The sequence below is a fragment of the Cognaticolwellia beringensis genome (assembly GCF_002076895.1).
Lineage (GTDB): Bacteria > Pseudomonadota > Gammaproteobacteria > Enterobacterales > Alteromonadaceae > Cognaticolwellia > Cognaticolwellia beringensis.
In genome coordinates this window covers 3,593,129-3,612,152 of the sequence record NZ_CP020465.1, presented here as the reverse complement: position 1 = coordinate 3,612,152, position 19,024 = coordinate 3,593,129, and the positions used below count along the sequence as shown (strand labels likewise).

Sequence of the window (19,024 nt, the reverse complement as noted above, 5' to 3'; positions counted from 1 at the left end):
ATCGAATACGATTAACTATAGTTGTAAGCTGCTCAAATAAACACAGCTAAGCTTAACTAGGCAAAGCTAGGTTAAGCCAGCCGTTAGTTTAACAATATAGCGTCAACCGTACCTTGCGCTAGCGGGTGGTAACCTGGGCGGGCTTTTTTATAAACCGCTTGTGCCCATTCTTTGCCTTTGGCAGATGTTGCAAGCTCTTTATACAAAGGAACAATCAACTTACGACGACCTATTGACTCTAAATATGTTGCCATTGCTGGATAAACAGCGTTATAACCAGAGCGTAATGCCAGTAAATACCATGCATGAGCAACTTCAGCATTTGTACTGTTGGTTAAGTTAAATGTTTTATCTAAACTTGTCATACGCTCGTGAGATATATTCAATGGCAAGTTATTAATAAAGTGTAGCCATTCATGCAAGGTCCATTTTTGCGTTGGTATTTGCGCTAATTCAAGTTGATCGCTGGTCCATTTTGCAATAATTTCATTAATCTTAATAAAAGCATTTGAGCGAGGTTTAGGGGTATAAACGGGTAAACCTTGTTCATAAATCCATTCATTTAGCTCAACATCACTGACAATGTTAGGAAATTTGTCGGTCAAATTAGCTTTTAAATATGTCACAAAACTTTTGGTGCCTAAACTTTGAAATGCATGATCATCAAAGTATTGCATGATAAAAGTATCAAACTTTTCACGACCAAACTTTTCTTCTAAATAAACTAAAAATAGTTGCCCTTTGGTATAAGGTACGCCAGAAAAAGCATCATCAGGATCACGGCCTTTAAGGTCAATATACAATTGTGTGTCGCCTGGCGGTAGCTCAGCAATTTCATAACTTAAGTTTTGAGCATCTAACGCTCGTTCCATTAAGGCTCTATCGGCGCCAAAAACAGCTTCCATAATGCGATTTTCAACATAGCTGGTAAAACCTTCGTTTAACCATAAATCGCGCCAGCTTTCATTGGTCACTAAGTTACCTGACCAAGAATGTGCTAACTCGTGAGCTATTAGGTTCACTAAACTTTTATCGCCTGCTACCACGGTTGGGGTAATAAATGATAATCGTGGGTTTTCCATACCGCCAAAAGGAAAACTTGGCGGCAATATTAGTAAGTCATAACGGCCCCAACGATAAGCACCAAAAAGCTTTTCGGTTTCATCAATCATCAGTTGTGTATCATCAAATTCGGCGACAGCTCTTTCTAAAATATATTGCTCAGCATAAATACCGGTTTGCTTACTCATAGCTTTAAATTGCAAATCACCCACTGCAATGGCAATTAAATAAGCAGGAATAGCTTGTGGCATTGAAAACGAGTAATCACCATCACGGGCTGTATCAGGTTCGTTGTCAGCACTCATTACCGCAAGTAAATCATCAGAAGTCGTAATGCGGGCATTGTATGTCATGCGCACGCTTGGTGTATCTTGAATTGGTATCCAAGAACGGGCATGAATGGCTTGGCTTTGACTGAACATAAACGGTTTGTCTTTACCTGCAGTTTGCTCAGGAGACAACCATTGCAAGCCTGAAGCCTGTGGTAATGAGTTGTAATAAACTCTTATGGTAGGCGTTTGAAAAGGCGTTTTAATGGTTAATTTTGAGCCCATGACATCATCACGTTTAGCCAGTTTGTAATTTAATTTTACCCACTGATTATTTGCATTTTTTGCCATGACTCGATGAATTTCTAGATCGCGAGTGTCTAAAGTAACATTGGCGATATCATCATTAAGCCAATTAAGCGTTAATTCGGCAAAACCTTTTAATGATTTTTTGTCAAAATCAACATCAAGATCTAGATAAAGGTGACTAATTTTGACTTGATCATAGTTAGCATAAGTTAACGCATCGCTAACTTGTGCAGAAGCTGATTGGATCCAAGTGAGTTGTATTACACAACACAAGATGGCGACAAGGCGAATAGAAAATTTCATATAATGTTTCCAAAACAAAAGAGGCCTGTAGATTACAGTGAATCTACAGGCCTCTTCAAGTGATAATTATATCAATTTCGCATGTTACAGCTAAACGTTAAGGCTGTTCCATACGTATTACCACTCGGCGATTTTTGCTGCGGCCGATAATTGTTTCATTGGAGGCGACGTGACGCTTTTCACCATAACCATTTGCTTCAATACGACTCGCATCAATGCCACTACTAACAATCAGATCTCGCACTTTATTTGCACGCCGTTCAGACATTTTAAGATTGGTATTTCGACCGCCGTAACTATCAGAGTATCCATCGATTAAAACTAACTCTAACTGAGAGTCAAGCGACAAGTACTCAACGATCATATTCATACGTTTTTGCGATGCTTTAGTTAATTTATCAGAGCCAAACTGATAGTTGAGTACCGTATAAGAGATATCATCAAAGTTAAAATCTAGCAGATTACTCACACAACTAACAAAAGCTTGATAGGCCTTTTGAAAACGAGCGGTTGATAAACCAACCGTAATTTTTTCGTTAGCGCTATACCAGTCATTATAATAGAAAGTTGGGCTCATGCCTTGATCAAGCTCATTGAGCATGTTCCAAGCAATTTTTTTCGGCAAACTTGGTGAGAATTGTTTATGAAGTTTCATATCTGCTAGCACCCTTCCGGCAACCCCTGGTCGCCAATTAGGTGCCTCAGAGCGTACTTCGGCTAGGGAATAACTGTCGGGTAATCGCATCATTTCCAGTTCAAACTCCATATTCATTTTACGGTTTGCTGAACTATAAAATTTAGCTTTACCATAACGTGGAATTTGATGTGATAGCGTACATTGCAGCCGAGAATCATCGGTTAACTGCTAAGTTGAGTTTTCAATATCTGCGCGATATTGCCTAATGCCCGCATTAGTTTGGGAAATAAATAATGATAATGTAACTAGCGTTATAATTTTTTTCATAAAATTAATTTTCATGTCAATTAATGTGGATTTAATAGCGACATCTTTACTATCGACAAAATCAAGAATAACTTTAACAGTTTATTGGAATATTCCCAAAATTAAATGTTATGGTTTTAATCTTCGGTGATGCCTTAAGCGATTATTTCTGCGATAATCTCCAACAATATTTATGCTAACCAATACCAATTGCCTTTATGTCTGATAATACAACAGCAACTAATACTCATGCTGATAAATCACTATTTGCTCAACGCTTTCGAGGCTATTTCCCCGTCGTTATTGATGTTGAAACCGCCGGTTTTAATGCTCAGACTGATGCCTTACTAGAAATTGCGGCAACGACACTGACTTTAGATGAAACTAGTGGCCAATTCAGTTTAGATGAAACGATTCATTTTAACGTTGACCCTTTTGAAGGCGCAAACCTCGAAAAAGCCGCTTTAGAATTTACCGGTATCGACCCCACTAATCCGTTACGTGGCGCAGTAGATGAGAAAAAAGCCATCACTGAGATATTTAAACTTGTGCGTAAAAAAATGAAAGCTGCCGGTTGCCAACGCGCCATTATAGTAGCCCACAACGCATCATTTGATTTAGGCTTCGTTAATGCGGTTACTGAACGGTGCTCAATTAAACGCTCACCTTTTCACCCTTTCGTTAGTTTCGATACCACCACATTGTCAGGCTTAGCATTAGGTCAAACAGTATTAGCAAAAGCCTGTGCTGCCGCACAAATTGATTTTAATAACAGTGAAGCGCATTCTGCATTATATGATACGGAAAAAACCGCTGAGTTATATTGCTATATTGTCAATAGATGGCAACAGTTGGGTGGCTGGCCATTGATCGAGCCAGAAAATACTACACAAGAAACTACAACTGAAGATTAAACGATGAAGTTATTCACCATTTATCTAATACCATGTTGCTAAGTTTAAAATAGTGATTTTGCTTTTCGGCGGTTATTCATTCTGAAAAGCAAATTCCTTAACGCTAATATCATTAAACAAAAAGCTATAAACTGTAAGGTCGCGGACGTTGTTTTTAATACAATAACCATCGCAACAGCAAAGTATCCGTAGGGTAAGTATTCGTAAAGCCATTCAGGTAAATTGTTTTTCTTCGCGGGGTTATTTTCAATGTCTTTACGGCGATCAAGACGACGATATTCTGAGCGAGTGACCAGCGTAATACAACCGGCACAATAGAGTAAACCAGCAGACGTATAAACGGGCCACGTATCATAAAAAGCCAGTAAATATGCACAGACTAAAAAATAAGCATACGGTAAATTTTCATAAATGAACTTAGGATAATACATCAACATTCCTTTTTGATAATAGCTTATTAATATAAGCAGCAAGCAATCCAACTCTGCTTAGTATAGTAACTGTAATACACTATTTTACAAAGATTTTTAATGTATAGAGTTAAAAATCAGACACAAAAAAGCCGCTAAAACGCGGCTTTTTACTAATAAATTAACTTAAGCGTTAAAGTTTATCAGCGTTATCTGTAAGGTAAGCTGCAACGCCTTCAGTAGTTGCGGTCATGCCTTTATCGCCTTTGTTCCAGCCTGCTGGACAAACTTCACCGTGATCTTGGTGAAATTGTAAAGCGTCGATCATACGGATCATTTCATCAACGTTACGACCAAGTGGTAAATCATTAACCACTTGATGACGTACACTGCCTTCTTCATCAATTAAGAATGAAGCACGAAATGCAACGCCAGCTTCTGGATGCTCTACGTCGTATGCTTTACAAATTTCATGTTTTACATCAGCAACTAAAGTGTATTGAACTTGACCAATACCACCATCGTTTACTGCGGTGTTACGCCACGCGTTATGAGAAAATTGTGAATCGATTGAAACACCAATAACTTCAACACCACGGCTTTTGAATTCTTCCATACGGTGATCAAAAGCTAATAACTCTGAAGGACATACAAAAGTAAAATCAAGTGGGTAGAAAAACACGACGGCTTTTTTACCTTTAATCGCTTCTGCTAGGTTAAAGCTATCTACAATTTCGCCTGAACCTAAAACTGCTGCTGCTGTAAAATCTGGTGCTGCGCGACCGACTAATACACTCATTATATTCTCCAATTTTTTAAAATAAATTTAAGTTATTTAATGTTAACTCCACCTAGTATGGTGGCGTTAAGTGATAATTCAATAGTTACTCTGAACTTTCTGCCGAACTATTTTTAGCTGCAGATTCAGTGATCAAGGTTTGTAATTCACCTTGCTGATACATTTCCATGATGATGTCACAACCGCCGACAAGTTCACCGTCAACCCATAGTTGTGGAAATGTTGGCCAATCAGCATACTTTGGTAATTCAGCACGAATATCAGGGTTTTGTAAGATATCAACATAGGCGAATTTTTCACCACAGCCCATCAACGCTTGAGAAGCCTGTGAAGAAAAGCCACAACTTGGTAACTTTGGTGAACCCTTCATGTAAAGGAGAATTGTGTTTTCACTGATTTGTTCTTTAATGCGTTCGATTGTTTCCATAATATCCTCAAAAATTAATACTTATACCAATTTAACTAATAATAACATTTCACGTAATGAAACAATATGTATTAAGTTTGGTATTATTGTGCCCAATACTTAAAGTAAAACTGACGAATATAAACAGAACAATAAATACTAAAGCAAAAAACTTATATATTAAAACTTAATAGCCTTGATAAAACCTATGGTAATACCTATATACTTGGGTAGACTATATAAAGCTTTAATACCCGAGTAGTTTACTAGGTTTTAGAAAAAAACAAACTACTTCTTTAAATTAGCATTAGAATAATTTTTTATAATCACATACTGGAGAATATAATGGCTATCGAATTACCAGCACTACCATATGCAATGGATGCACTTGCACCACATATTTCACAAGAAACGTTAGAGTTTCACTATGGTAAGCACCACAACACTTATGTTGTTAAGTTAAACGGTCTTATCGAAGGTACTGATTTTGAAGGAAAGTCATTAGAAGATATCGTTAAAACATCTTCTGCTGGTGTTTTCAATAACGCTGCACAAATTTGGAACCATACATTTTACTGGAATAGCTTAAGCCCTAACGGCGGCGGCGAGCCATCAGGTGCATTAGCGACTGCTATTAATGCAAGCTTTGGTTCATTTGCTGAATTTAAAGCAAAATTCACTGACAGCGCAATCAACAACTTTGGTTCAAGCTGGACTTGGTTAGTTAAAAATGCTGACGGAAGCTTAGCTATCGTTAATACGTCTAATGCAGCAACTCCACTTACTGATGAAGGTGTAACACCACTTATCACAGTAGATTTATGGGAACATGCATACTACATTGATTACCGTAACCTTCGTCCTAGCTACATGGAAGGTTTCTGGGCATTAGCGAACTGGGATTTTGCATCTGCAAACTACGCTTAATCGCTACAAGACAATAATTTAAATCTAATTTTAAAAGGTCAGCATTATTTGCTGGCCTTTTTTTTAGCTAATTTATACCATTAATTAAAATAAATAATCGCTCATTCTAAGCTAATGTAAATCGTCAGCATCTGCGCTGCCTCTCCAGTCTTTTCTAGCCATTTAGGTAATCGCTGCTACAGCATACTAATAACTTACCCATATATGAACTTAGTACCAAACGTCATGAATAAATCTTTTTCGTAGAAACTGCTACTTATGTTTAGTCTGGAACAATAAACATGTGCCGGCAGGGATGCTGGTACTTATGTTTAGTCTGGAACAATAAACATGTGCCGGCAGGGATGCTGGTACTTATGTTTAGTCTGGAACAATAAACATGTGCTTTAAATATTGATCAGCACTTAAAGTTGGTCACTTAGTCGATTATATTGGTATTAAACCAACTCATATTAAAGTAGAAAGCGTGTAGTTTAGACAATATATCCTTATTGAAAATAGCTTCTGGTTACAATTTTTTTCTTTATTTTTTAACCACTTTAAAAATTAACACCTAGACTTAAAGTAAATAAAATAGGAAAGGTAAAAGTACGGTCTAATAATTTAGAAGGGTTTGATAAGTTACATTGCTCGTATGGTCGAATTATCAGCCCAGTATGAACGACTTATCTTCTGGAGGCGGTTATGAGTATATTTCAACATTTCCAATCACGCTACGACGAAGCACAAGAAGAGTGCTATTCAATTCAAGATTTCCTTAGCTTATGTCGTACTGACCCTATGGCATATGCAAGTGCATCACAACGGTTATTAAAAGCCATTGGCGAACCCGAAATGATAGACACTTCAAATGAGCCTTGTTTAAGTAGAATATTCTCCAATCGGGTTATTGCCCGTTATCCCGCCTTTAAAGATTTTTATGGCATGGAAGAAGCGATAGAACAAATTGTTGCCTATTTAACTCACGCTTCTCAAGGCTTGGAAGAGCAGAAACAAATTCTCTATTTGCTGGGACCGGTAGGTGGCGGTAAGTCATCATTAGCTGAGAAACTAAAGGCGCTAATGCAGCAAGAGCCTATTTATGTGCTTAGTGCAAACGGAAAGCGCAGCCCAGTAAATGACCATCCATTTTGTTTATTTGATGCCAATGCTGACGGTAAAATATTACAACAAGAATATAATATTCCTGAGCGCTATCTCAGTACGATCATGTCACCTTGGATTGCAAAACGTTTGCACGAATTTAAGGGCGATATTGCAAAATTTGAAGTGATAAAAATTTATCCTTCTATTCTTGATCAAATTGCCGTCGCTAAAACCGAGCCCGGTGATGATAACAACCAAGATATATCAGCGTTGGTTGGTAAAGTTGATATTCGCCAATTAGAGCACTTCGCACAAAATGATCCTGATGCTTATAGCTACTCGGGTGCTTTATGTCGTGCCAACCAGGGTTTAATGGAATTTGTTGAAATGTTCAAGGCGCCAATTAAAGTGCTACACCCACTTTTAACCGCGACACAAGAAGGTAATTACAACCCAACCGAAGGTCTTTCTGCTCTACCCTTTAACGGTATTTTACTGGCGCATTCCAATGAGTCGGAATGGACCACCTTTAGAAATAATAAAAACAATGAGGCATTTTTAGACCGTGTTTATATTGTTAAAGTGCCCTACTGCATGCGGGTTTCGGAAGAAGTTAAAATCTATAAAAAACTATTAGAAAACAGTGAATTAAATACAGCACAATGTGCGCCAGATACATTAGAAACCTTAGCACAATTTTCGGTACTTTCACGCCTAAAAGAACCAGAGAACTCCAGTATTTATTCTAAAATGCGCGTGTATGACGGTGAAAGCTTAAAAGATACCGATCCAAAAGCAAAATCATATCAAGAATACCGAGAGTACGCAGGCATCGATGAAGGCATGTCAGGGCTCTCAACACGCTTTGCTTTTAAAATATTGTCCCGTGTTTTCAACTTTGATCATTTAGAAGTTGCGGCAAACCCTGTGCATTTATTTTACGTACTTGAACAGCAAATAGAGCGTGAGCAATTACCGAAAGAAACCAGTGAGCGATATTTAGAGTTTATCAAAGGTTACTTATCGCCTCAGTTTATTGAGTTTATCGGCAAGGAAATTCAAACCGCTTATTTAGAGTCTTATTCTGAATATGGACAAAACATTTTTGACCGCTATGTTACGTATGCTGACTTTTGGATACAAGATCAAGAGTACCGAGATGCTGAAACTGGACAACTATTTGACCGTGAAGCACTGAATAATGAATTAGAAAAAATAGAGAAGCCAGCAGGAATTAGTAACCCAAAAGATTTCAGAAATGAAATTGTAAATTTCGTCCTACGCGCGAAAGCCAACAACAATGGCACAAATCCGTTATGGACCAGCTACGAAAAATTACGCACGGTAATCGAGAAAAAAATGTTCTCAAACACAGAAGACTTATTACCTGTTATTTCATTTAACAATAAAACATCTAATGATGATCAACAAAAGCACGACGACTTTGTTGAACGTATGATGGCTAAGGGGTATACAAAAAAACAAGTCAGATTACTTTCTGAATGGTATTTGCGCGTAAGAAAATCTTCTTAGGCTGTACTTAGTCCTATTACGACTAAGTTAGGAGCATATATGACAAACTTTATCGATAGGCGGTTAAATAGCAAAAATAAAAGTACGGTTAACCGCCAGCGTTTTATCAGGCGTTATAAAAGCCAAATTAAGAAGTCTGTATCTGAGGCGATAAATAAACGTGGCGTTACTGATATTACCAGTGGTGAAAACATTACCATCACTAAAAAAGATTTAAGTGAACCTGTTTTTCATCAAGGCAGCGGTGGCATTAAAGACCGTGTTCACCCTGGTAATGACCAGTTTACTACTGGCGATCAAATTGCTCGACCACCGCAACAACAAGGCCAAGGTCAAGGCAGCGGTCAAGGCGACGCAAGTGATTCTGGTGAAGGTAGTGACGACTTTGTTTTCTCTATTTCTAAGGATGAATATCTAAATTTACTTTTTGAAGATTTAGAACTTCCCAATTTAGAGCAAAATCAATTAGATACAATTATTGATTATAAAACCGTACGCTCCGGTTATTGCGCGGAAGGAGCAGCTTCAAATATTGATATTGTAAAATCTTTACAAGGCTCTATAGCGCGCAGAATTGCCATGACGGCTGATAAACGCCGCCAACTTAAAGTACTCGAAGCAGAATTAGCCTTGCTAGAGCTAGATAAACACGACAACGTTCGAGCTAAAAATAAGCTTATAAAAGCCATTGAAATCATTAAAGCTAGCATTAGAAAAGTACCTTTTATTGACTCGTTTGACTTACGTTATCGCAATTATGCAAAACAAGCTGTCCCAACGTCAAAAGCTGTGATGTTTTGTTTAATGGATGTTTCTGGCTCTATGGATCAAGCCACTAAAGATATTGCCAAGCGCTTTTATATTCTTTTATACCTATTTTTGACTCGGACCTATGAAACCATCGACGTGGTTTATATTCGCCACCATACCCAAGCCAAAGAAGTTGACGAGCATGAATTTTTTTATTCGCAAGAAACTGGTGGCACCATTGCCTCGAGCGCTTTAGAGCTAATGATCGACATTATAGAACAGCGCTATAATGAAAGAGAATGGAATGTATATGGTGCTCAAGCGTCCGATGGCGATAATTGGGCTGACGACTCGCCACACTGTCAGAAATTAATGCGCGAAAGTATATTACCTAAAGCCAGATACTTTAGTTACATCGAAATCACGCAACGCTCGCATCAAAGTCTTTGGCAACAATATTCACAAATTGCTGATACCAATGATGCTTTTTCAATGGAACATATTAGAACAATTGAAGATATTTACCCCGTATTTAGAGCGTTATTTAAGAAAAAAAGTGTACAAGCCGCTTAGTAATGTTATGTGATGACTTATAAGAAAACTAAATATTCATGAGTATTTTTTCAAGCAATAGATAATTTCATTTATAGTAGATGTTTATTATTTCAGACTAATCATAAATGCTTACATTGACTTATAATGATTTAAAAATGCCGTGGAGTCATGCTCTTTTATGGGTCTCAGTCACTAGCGTAATGCAAAAGCAATAACGAGATAACTAAAACGTCCATGCAAGCACAAAGGTATTTCATATTTACACCACTTTAAAATGATCGATTATTCGTTTCAATTGGTATAAGGAGTTTTTATGACTAAGCGAAAACCACTCGACGATAGCAGTGACTGGACATTTCCTAAGCTCGAACAATATCAAAGTGAAATTGAGCGTGTTGCACAACATTATCGTTTAGATACCTACACTAACCAAATTGAAGTGATCACTGCCGAGCAAATGATGGACGCCTACGCTAGTGTCGGTATGCCCATTGGCTACAACCATTGGACCTTTGGTAAAAAGTTCATTCAAACAGAGCAAACCTATAAGCGCGGGCAAATGGGCTTAGCCTATGAAATTGTTATTAACTCAGACCCCTGTATTTCATATTTAATGGAAGAAAACTCCATGGCTATGCAAGCACTTGTTATGGCACACGCTTGCTATGGCCATAATTCATTTTTCAAAGGTAATTATTTATTTAAGTCGTGGACCGATGCTAGTTCAATTATTGATTACTTGGTCTTCGCCAAAAAATACATTGCTGACTGCGAACATAAACATGGCATTGACGAAGTTGAAGCTTGCCTCGACGCGTGTCATGCGCTAATGAACCATGGAGTTGATCGCTATAAACGACCACAAAAAATATCATTAGAAGCAGAATTAAAACGCCAAAAAGAACGTGAATCTTACTTACAGTCACAAGTAAATATGCTTTGGAAAACGACTGCAGATAATGAAACTGACAGTAAAAAATCTAAAGCGGTATTTCCGAGCGAACCACAAGAAAATATTCTCTATTTTATCGAAAAAAATGCTCCACTTTTAAAACCTTGGCAACGAGAGTTAGTGCGTATTGTAAGGAAAGTATCACAATATTTTTACCCTCAAAAGCAAACACAAGTGATGAATGAAGGTTGGGCTTGTTTTTGGCACTACACCATTCTAAATCACCTATACGATGAAGGCTTAGTGACTGATAAATTCATGTTAGAGTTTTTACATAATCATACTAATGTTGTCGCACAAGTTGACTATAACAGCCCTTACTATTCTGGCATAAATCCCTACGCACTAGGTTTTAATATGTTTATAGATATTAGACGAATATGCGAAAAACCAAGCGAAGAGGACAAGCAATGGTTTCCAGACATAGCAGGCAGTAATTGGCTAGATACCGTACATTTTGCCATGGAAAACTTTAAAGACGAAAGCTTTATAAGTCAGTATTTATCGCCTAAGTTAATGCGAGATTTTAAACTATTTCATTTACACGATGACAGCGATAAAAGCTATATTGAGGTTGGTGCTATTCATAATCAAAGTGGCTACCAAAAAATACGCACTATGTTATCTGATCAATACAACTTAAGTAATTTAGAAGCGAACATTCAAATTACTAATGCTGATATTAGCGGCGATCGCTCATTAACTTTGCGCTATATTCCGCATCAAAATGTATCGCTTGCAGACTCAAAAGATGAAGTATTAAAGCACTTATATTACCTTTGGAAATTTGATGTAAAACTATTACAAGAAAATGAACAAGGCGTAGACGAAATTATTGCACAATGCCCACAACCCGATGAATAGGCAATAAAAAAGGCAACTGTCTAGTTGCCTTTCTTGCGTAATTATTGATTTAACGTTTGGTTATTAGCTTATTCAGCAAGCTCTTTTAACACTTCGTCTTTCAGCTCGATCCAAAGTTTTCCAGATTCAACACCGTACCTTCTAACTTCATAAACTGACTCGTCAAATTGACCCGTTTTAGCCAACTCAATAAGGTTCTTATAAAATGTACGTGTTATTTCACGACCACGAGGATGAGCAAAATACAAACTACCTAAACGCGAATACAAACCTCTAAAACCGTTAAGAATCAATAAGTAAATAGAGTTCTCTGAAGCAACAACTAGCTCTTTATTAAGTTGATAATCAAACTCAGCAAAAGCTTCACCATTATCTTCAACATCAGCAATTGCAGACAATAATTCGATAGTTTTTTCCGGGTTATTTTTTATCGCACCACGAACATATATTGCACTAATATTAGTTCGCGCCGACAGTAAATTTTCGACTAAGTCAGGAATACCTTCTTGATCAAGCTGTGCTAATGTTTCAAGAATATTAAGGCTAGATGTTTCCCAAAAGTTATTAACTTTTGTCGGCTTACCATGTTTTATCGTTAGCCAACCATCGCGCGCTAACCGTTGTAACACTTCTCTTAATGTCGTTCTTGTGACGCCGATAAGTTCCGATAATTCACGTTCAGCGGGTAAAATAGTACCCGGTGGAAAACCACCATTCCAAATAGATTCAACAATATATTGTTCGGCAAATCCTGCTGGACTGTGCGCTTTTATAACCATGGGGCTCCACATCACTTAGAGTAAACTGTAATTGAAACTGATTGTACCAGAACAATCAATTGACACAAGCGCAATAAAGCACAGGTTTTAATGTGGCGAGTGCCACTTAAGTTGAGAATTCGAGGCAGGTTGAGAATTTTTATTTTTGAAATTGACAAGAAAATTACAGCCAACATGGTTAAAGGCACTGTTACACCTACATATAAGCATAATTAAAGGTGCTGATTCACCTACATGTAAGTATGTGGTTAGTTAAGGGGGTTTCTAAGGTGGAGTACACTTATTAAAGCCTTATATGAGCAATGCACTATATAAACTTTTTAATTCAATGCATATTTTTGGGGTTTACTAAGACTTCTACATACTCAATCCAACTTAAACATCTTTGTCGTTAGCCCGACATTATAGTCATGAGGTGCAATTACATTTTGCGCAGCTTTGGCATGCTAAAGTCATTGGCCATATTAAACATTTTACCTTAAAGGTCATGAGTACGTGCAAAAACACACATACTCTGAGTAAATATCATTTTATTAAATCTAAACTGACCGTCGAAAATCCCAATAAAACGTTCATTGAATTTTTATACTAAAACGGCAAGTAACTCCGACAAATCGGTCATTAGGATAGTAGATTTACAGACTGTAATTGCCACAAAGCGGAGCTAGTTCACTGGTCAAGCCATCTATGGTTTATGTTCACTTTGATACGGACATTCCCCACAAATATAAATACGCAAGGTTAGACTATAAATATTACCAATTAATCGAATAACCTGACTGGCAAAAATGCCACCAAAGCGGTCATTAGCATCGAAAATAACCTTGTGACTTCTTTTAGCCAAAAGCCGACATTAGCTTTTGTACATTCAAGAACATATTTAGGGCAATATTAGCCTAGGTTTTCTGCTCGGCTGTGAGACGGGTTTAAGCCTCAAAGCCGACATTAATTGTAATCTTTTATATTCAATCTAATAGACAGTCATGAACGAATATTTGAATCACTAAATCAAAGAGTTTTTTGAGTTGATGTCACCTAAAGTTTGATGAGGTGCATAATAAACCTCTAGTTAGGTGGCCAAATTAACTCTGCCACTACACCTAAATAGCTATGTAATAAGTAGCCATTTGATGTAATGCCATCGTCTGAAAATTCACTTGTAAGGAAAGCAAAGATACCAAAAGATGCCATTCCTAAATGAATAAATTTTGCGTATATCGGATGAGAATAGTGATCACTCATAATTATTCCAAAATATAAATTAATATAAATTGTTGTAATTACACTATTGTTTTTAAAACATAAAATCATGAGACAATTGCCTAGAATCATCCCTTTTAACTCATATGCCCTATTTAACGAGCAATGACCCCTAGTAAATCAAAGCTAATAATCAGTGAAATACCATTAAATTAAAACTCATATTCCAAAGAAATTCTTAAACTATGATCTTTACCATAACTTGATAGCTCAGTGATGAATCCAGCTTCCCATTTAAGCTGCTTTTGACCATCAAAACGCTGAATCCCCATAACAGCAGGGCCGATACCAAAATAACCTTCTCCGGTATATAGCTCAATTGCGGGTTGTACTTGAGGTAACCAGCGGTAACGATATTTAAGTCTGAACTCTGTTTCAAACTCATCTTGCAAGTTTTCTCCCCATTCATAAATACCAAACAGGTTCACGGTAAGACTAGTACGACCGAATTCTTTCTCGAATATAATGCCTGAAGTTACTTCCCAGTCATTACTACCATGCTGCTTTTCAACTTCAAATAGCATTCCCCAGTCTGCCCAGTATTCACCTTGTTCGGTCATCATCCAACGCACTTCTAATTCATATGCTTGTAAACCAAAGTCTTCAGTCGCTGTTTTTTCTCCAATTAAATAGCCTTCAACCATAACCGTTTCATTTATCGACTGACCATAAGCGATACGCTGACCAATTAAACTATTATCATCTGTTTGCCTCGACATTAATCTCCATTCAAACTCTCGTTCATTAGGCAAAACATAGGGGTGATAAACTTTGTCAACAACCATACCATCCGCTAACACATTAGTTGAGAAAATAACTAATACAATAAACAGTACCCTAGAGCACATGTGATTTCTCCTCAGTACCATCAATTGTACGTTGACGCTTTAATGATGAAATTATAACAAAATAGACTAAACATATAAGTAAGCTTGTCACATAGAAAAGAATTAACTCGTGTGAAGGGCTAGCCTCATACCCAAAAAGAGTGTGTAACAGGTGACCATATTCAGAGCTATCTTTGACAATATTAGAGCTATCCCAAAGCGCTCCGCTGCTTTGAATTATATCCACTTGCTGTAACAAGTTAATTATCTGGCTGACATACCCAGATAAAAATAAAGCCCAAATAAAGTAAATAAAATAATAAGATTCTTTTTTTACAAGCCAATTAATTGAAAAATATAATAAAGCACTAAAACTTAAGCAGATCCCAAAACCGATAGCCAAACCTACAATTATATTTCGAATAGATTCACTGTTAGCCAAATAGCTATCGAGGAAAACAATGAATTGACTGGCATTAATTACATTAAATAATACAATTGCAATGATGATCAAGTTACTTTGCAATGTACTTAATTTTTTTTGAGTTACTAGATAAGAGCTACCATATAACAAGCAAAAATATGTGGTTAACAACTCAGTTGTTTGTATTATTTCTATCCCTACGCCATCAAATAATTCACTCATATTTGGTAAAAAATTGAACGTTGTAAAAATACCGATAAAACTCATCGTTAAGGTGATAATTAACCTATGAGTAGATACAATATTAGGTGCGATACTCGTGCTAATTAAACAAAGCAAAATAAAAATAGGCAACAAGTCTTTAATGAACAAAATAACGATAATAATTAACATTGGTCACCTCAACAATGATAACACCCCTTGCAGAGTTGGGATTATATTCACCAAAATATTCGTATTTACCTGAGGAAAGAGGACCAATAAAAATGGTCGTTTTTTTATTAGGAAATAAGACTTTTTCTCTATTTAAATCAAAACTATCGAATTCCTCAGCCGTATTGTCTTTATTATGAATTATCAGTTTAACTTTCTCATTTTTTGGAATTTTTAATTCTGAAGGGATAAAAACATGGTTTTCTAAGGTTAAGTGAAATTCTTGTGTTTTAGACCAAGTATTATGAGACACAAAAAACAACATTATGCCCAATAAACCATGTAAGTGAGTATATTTACTCATTGATAGAAGCCGATTTAGTAGACTTAGGCAAAGTAATCACCACCTTAAGCCCTCCTAAATTTGAAGTCATTAATTGAATATTCCCTTCATGCAAGTCAACAATATGCTTTACTATCGATAAGCCTAAACCACTACCAGTTTCAGAGTGTTGCTTAACCCTATAAAATCGCAGGAATACTTTATCTAAATGTTCTTTTGTTATACCAACGCCTGAATCTTCAACCACGATTTGAAAATTATTTACTTGTTCTTCAATCGATATATGTATTTCAGTTCCCCTACCACTGTATTTTATTGCGTTTTTAAGTAAATTATCGAAAAGAATTTCAAGTGAAAATTTATCTCCTAACAGTGAAGTAGACTCAGCTTCTAGTGACACAGTTTGATGTAAAAACTCCATTTTCTCATAGTTATCTGTAATTATGTTTTGTAAAATTTCTCTTAATTCTAATCTGGCTTTGCTCTCTTCAAAATTTTCTGGTGTCGTTCTGTTTAGAGCAATGATTTGTTCAATAACATGTGCCATTCTGATTGTATTATTATTCAGTTCGTCAATATGATGCCGTTGAATGTTGTCATCTTCAAAGGCTATTTTGATATTATGAGCGGTTATTTTAAGTACACTGATTGGTGTTCTCAATTCATGAGCCGCATCACCTGAAAGCCTTTTTTCTCGATCAAAAGCGTTACTCAACCTTTCAAGTAAACTATTCAGTACATTCTGGATTGGCATTAATTCAGCGGAATTATCTCTCACTTTAACCGGAGATAAGTCATTGGCACTTTTTCTTTGTAGCTGAGTTGATAAAACATGAAGAGGTTTTAAACTCCTATTTATTGCAAAAAACACCAATAAACCTATCAATGGTATTGCATAAACGATGGGTAATATAGCTTCCAGTAATACTTCTTCAACAGATTCAAATCGTTGCCCTAATGGCTGTGCGACAATCACTTTTGCTTCATCATCAACTAATACGAAAACTCGCCACCTTGTTCCTAAAAAACTATTATCACTAAAGCCTTGATGTTTTTTTGTAATATATTTTTCAGGAGCATTATCGCTTTTTAATTTTAGCTCATTATCTACCCAAATTTGATATGCAAAAATAGAATGTAAAATGACTTTGGTTGATGATTTCTTAATCGGGCTATTTATCAAGGCGATGGCAAACGATCTCATTTCTTCATCGAAAATTTGATTTAGCTTCTCCTTACTGGCTTTATATCCCTGTAAAGCAGCTCCAAAAGAAGCCAAGGTAACAACAGATATAATAACGATCAGCAAATATCGTTGGATACTCATTTATACTTTACTCACAACGTACCCCACACCCCTGACATTTTTAATATAGTTGTGTGGTAATTTTTTTCTGATGTTACTAATGTGCACTTCAATCGTGTTTGATGCTACTTCTTCCCCCCACTCATAAAGTTTAGTTTCTAATTGCTCTTTTGATTGAATACGACCTAAATTTTCTAATAACGCCTTTATTAGCATATACTCACGTCGAGAGAATTTTTCCACGATATCATTCACAAAAATAGCATGAGCCTGAGTATCAAGTGCTACACTATTATGAGCTATTATTGATGATGTATGCGTACCCAACCTTCTTTCTATTACCCTTAATCTAGCAAACAGCTCTTCAATACTAAAAGGTTTTGCTAGGTAATCATCAGCTCCTAAATCAAGCCCTTTCACTTTATTTTCAATACCATCTCTTGCCGTTAAGATTAAAACAGGAAGACTTTTATTTAATTTTTTAGTTTGCTTTAAAACATCTAGACCATCAATATCAGGCAATCCTAAATCGAGTATCACAACATCAAAGTCGCCACTTTTAATAGCCAAAATCCCTTCTTTGCCATTAAAAACAATATCTACACTATGACCATCGTTTCTTAGTGACTCTCGTAAACCATTAGCAAGATGAACATCATCTTCAATAAGTAACAATCTCATGGCTTAATAAATTCCTATGTATGTGTAGGTATATTCTACCGAATTGACCAATGTAATATATCCTGGTCTTTTAGAAAACTTTCCGCATTGACTCCTTGCAGTAATGCTAATGTTGCTAAAAATCCGGCCTGAATACATTTGGGTGCAGCCACCGTGATTGAATTAGGAGGTTGTTCAACAGGCCAACCACTAGCAACATTAAGAATATGACTATATCGATGACCATCTTTTAACAGAAACCTATTTGCATCGCCACTTGTCGCTATTGCACCTGTATTTAAGGTTACTAGAGGCGAACTGCTCGCTTTAAAAGAGGGATGTTCAATACCTACTTGCCAAGATCCATTGTTTTTTCTTGTCCCATTTACGGCTAAATCTCCACCGTAGTTTACTAAAAATGGGATATTGGCTATTTTACTTAACAGTAAAATAGCCCGGTCAACTGCATACTCTTTTCCTAACCCACCAAAATCCAATTCCATGCCTTCTTTCAATGTAATATGGCTTGGAGAATAAATGACTTTATCCCAACCAACAAATTGAAGAAGTTTGTTAACATCTTCTTTGCTGGGTAGATTATCGCTGCCATCAAAATGCCAGGCATTTCGTAGAATCCCCGAAGTGATATCAAAAGCACCTTCACTCATCTCAAAACATTGCTGAGAGAATTCAAATAGATTATAAGTTTCTTCATCTATTTGAAATTGCTCACCAGCGTTGAAATTGATTTGACTGCATAAACTGTTTTTGTCATATCGAGAGTATTTATTTTCAATCCGCCAAGCTTCCTTGGCAGCAACATTACCCATTTTTATAGCGAGAGTTTTATCATGTGTATCAATTAATATCTCACATAGGCTCGCCATAGCAAAAAAGGTAAGCGTAAACCCCTCACTTCGAGGTTTACACTTCACTACTCTTTTAGGCTTTATTAATTTTGACATAAAATA

Annotated in this window: 19 protein-coding genes; 5 read left to right on the top strand and 14 right to left on the bottom strand. The window is 36.5% G+C overall.

What is annotated here, in order from left to right:
- Positions 1 to 83: 83 nt before the first annotated feature.
- Both B5D82_RS15195 and B5D82_RS15190 read right to left on the bottom strand, forming a co-directional pair.
- Entirely contained in the window at positions 84 to 1,943 is a 1,860-nt protein-coding gene (locus B5D82_RS15195) for a M1 family metallopeptidase (protein WP_081152708.1), read from the bottom strand.
- Positions 1,944 to 2,040: 97 nt separating this feature from the next.
- Complete coding sequence (locus B5D82_RS15190) at positions 2,041 to 2,787, bottom strand: OmpA family protein (protein WP_281255950.1); 747 nt, start codon at positions 2,785 to 2,787, stop codon at positions 2,041 to 2,043.
- 317 nt (positions 2,788 to 3,104) lie between these two features.
- Between B5D82_RS15190 and rnt the strand changes: the two genes are divergently transcribed.
- Complete coding sequence (rnt, locus tag B5D82_RS15185; protein WP_081152706.1) at positions 3,105 to 3,800, top strand: ribonuclease T; 696 nt, start codon at positions 3,105 to 3,107, stop codon at positions 3,798 to 3,800.
- 44 nt (positions 3,801 to 3,844) lie between these two features.
- Here rnt and B5D82_RS15180 read toward each other — a convergent pair whose 3' ends face one another.
- The 3 genes from B5D82_RS15180 to B5D82_RS15170 form a co-directional block, all read right to left on the bottom strand.
- Positions 3,845 to 4,231: a hypothetical protein gene (locus B5D82_RS15180; protein ID WP_081152705.1), complete on the bottom strand. Its 387-nt coding sequence runs from the start codon at positions 4,229 to 4,231 to the stop codon at positions 3,845 to 3,847.
- A 172-nt stretch (positions 4,232 to 4,403) separates the two neighbouring features.
- A complete protein-coding gene (locus B5D82_RS15175; protein ID WP_081152703.1) occupies positions 4,404 to 5,009 on the bottom strand; it encodes a peroxiredoxin in 606 nt (201 codons plus the stop codon).
- Between the two features lie 85 nt (positions 5,010 to 5,094).
- On the bottom strand, positions 5,095 to 5,436 hold the full coding sequence (locus B5D82_RS15170; RefSeq protein ID WP_081152701.1) for a Grx4 family monothiol glutaredoxin: 342 nt from the start codon (positions 5,434 to 5,436) through the stop codon (positions 5,095 to 5,097).
- 324 nt (positions 5,437 to 5,760) lie between these two features.
- Here B5D82_RS15170 and sodB point away from each other — a divergent pair, with 324 nt between their 5' ends.
- The 4 genes from sodB to B5D82_RS15150 all read left to right on the top strand — a co-directional run bounded on the left by sodB (position 5,761) and on the right by B5D82_RS15150 (position 12,082).
- On the top strand, positions 5,761 to 6,342 hold the full coding sequence (gene sodB / locus B5D82_RS15165; RefSeq protein ID WP_081152700.1) for a superoxide dismutase [Fe]: 582 nt from the start codon (positions 5,761 to 5,763) through the stop codon (positions 6,340 to 6,342).
- A 684-nt stretch (positions 6,343 to 7,026) separates the two neighbouring features.
- Positions 7,027 to 8,961 (top strand): PrkA family serine protein kinase, encoded by a 1,935-nt coding sequence (locus B5D82_RS15160; protein ID WP_081152698.1) that lies wholly within the window; start codon positions 7,027 to 7,029, stop codon positions 8,959 to 8,961.
- 39 nt (positions 8,962 to 9,000) lie between these two features.
- A complete protein-coding gene (locus B5D82_RS15155) occupies positions 9,001 to 10,284 on the top strand; it encodes a YeaH/YhbH family protein (protein ID WP_081152696.1) in 1,284 nt (427 codons plus the stop codon).
- Positions 10,285 to 10,579: 295 nt separating this feature from the next.
- On the top strand, positions 10,580 to 12,082 hold the full coding sequence (locus B5D82_RS15150) for a SpoVR family protein (RefSeq protein WP_081152695.1): 1,503 nt from the start codon (positions 10,580 to 10,582) through the stop codon (positions 12,080 to 12,082).
- A 68-nt stretch (positions 12,083 to 12,150) separates the two neighbouring features.
- Here B5D82_RS15150 and fadR read toward each other — a convergent pair whose 3' ends face one another.
- The 9 genes from fadR to B5D82_RS15110 form a co-directional block, all read right to left on the bottom strand.
- Complete coding sequence (fadR, locus tag B5D82_RS15145; RefSeq protein ID WP_081152693.1) at positions 12,151 to 12,861, bottom strand: fatty acid metabolism transcriptional regulator FadR; 711 nt, start codon at positions 12,859 to 12,861, stop codon at positions 12,151 to 12,153.
- Positions 12,862 to 13,546: 685 nt separating this feature from the next.
- The gene (locus tag B5D82_RS20070) at positions 13,547 to 13,705 is read right to left on the bottom strand and encodes a hypothetical protein (protein WP_216628994.1); all 159 of its coding nucleotides are present in this window, start codon (positions 13,703 to 13,705) and stop codon (positions 13,547 to 13,549) included.
- A 221-nt stretch (positions 13,706 to 13,926) separates the two neighbouring features.
- Positions 13,927 to 14,103, bottom strand: a complete 177-nt coding sequence (locus B5D82_RS15140) for a hypothetical protein (RefSeq protein ID WP_216628993.1) — start codon at positions 14,101 to 14,103, stop codon at positions 13,927 to 13,929.
- Positions 14,104 to 14,273: 170 nt separating this feature from the next.
- Positions 14,274 to 14,969: a hypothetical protein gene (locus B5D82_RS15135; RefSeq protein WP_081152691.1), complete on the bottom strand. Its 696-nt coding sequence runs from the start codon at positions 14,967 to 14,969 to the stop codon at positions 14,274 to 14,276.
- Positions 14,959 to 15,765, bottom strand: coding sequence for an FTR1 family protein (locus B5D82_RS15130; RefSeq protein ID WP_081152689.1), 807 nt, complete (start codon positions 15,763 to 15,765; stop codon positions 14,959 to 14,961). Before B5D82_RS15130 ends, B5D82_RS15135 begins: the two co-directional genes overlap by 11 nt.
- Entirely contained in the window at positions 15,734 to 16,108 is a 375-nt protein-coding gene (locus B5D82_RS15125; protein WP_081152688.1) for a cupredoxin domain-containing protein, read from the bottom strand. The genes B5D82_RS15130 and B5D82_RS15125 overlap by 32 nt, the downstream gene beginning before the upstream one ends.
- The gene (locus B5D82_RS15120; RefSeq protein ID WP_081152686.1) at positions 16,101 to 17,414 is read right to left on the bottom strand and encodes an ATP-binding protein; all 1,314 of its coding nucleotides are present in this window, start codon (positions 17,412 to 17,414) and stop codon (positions 16,101 to 16,103) included. The genes B5D82_RS15125 and B5D82_RS15120 overlap by 8 nt, the downstream gene beginning before the upstream one ends.
- Positions 17,415 to 18,074 (bottom strand): response regulator, encoded by a 660-nt coding sequence (locus tag B5D82_RS15115; RefSeq protein ID WP_081152684.1) that lies wholly within the window; start codon positions 18,072 to 18,074, stop codon positions 17,415 to 17,417. It lies immediately after the preceding gene.
- Positions 18,075 to 18,109: 35 nt separating this feature from the next.
- A complete protein-coding gene (locus B5D82_RS15110; protein WP_081152682.1) occupies positions 18,110 to 19,018 on the bottom strand; it encodes an FAD:protein FMN transferase in 909 nt (302 codons plus the stop codon).
- Between the last annotated feature and the right edge of the window lie 6 nt (positions 19,019 to 19,024).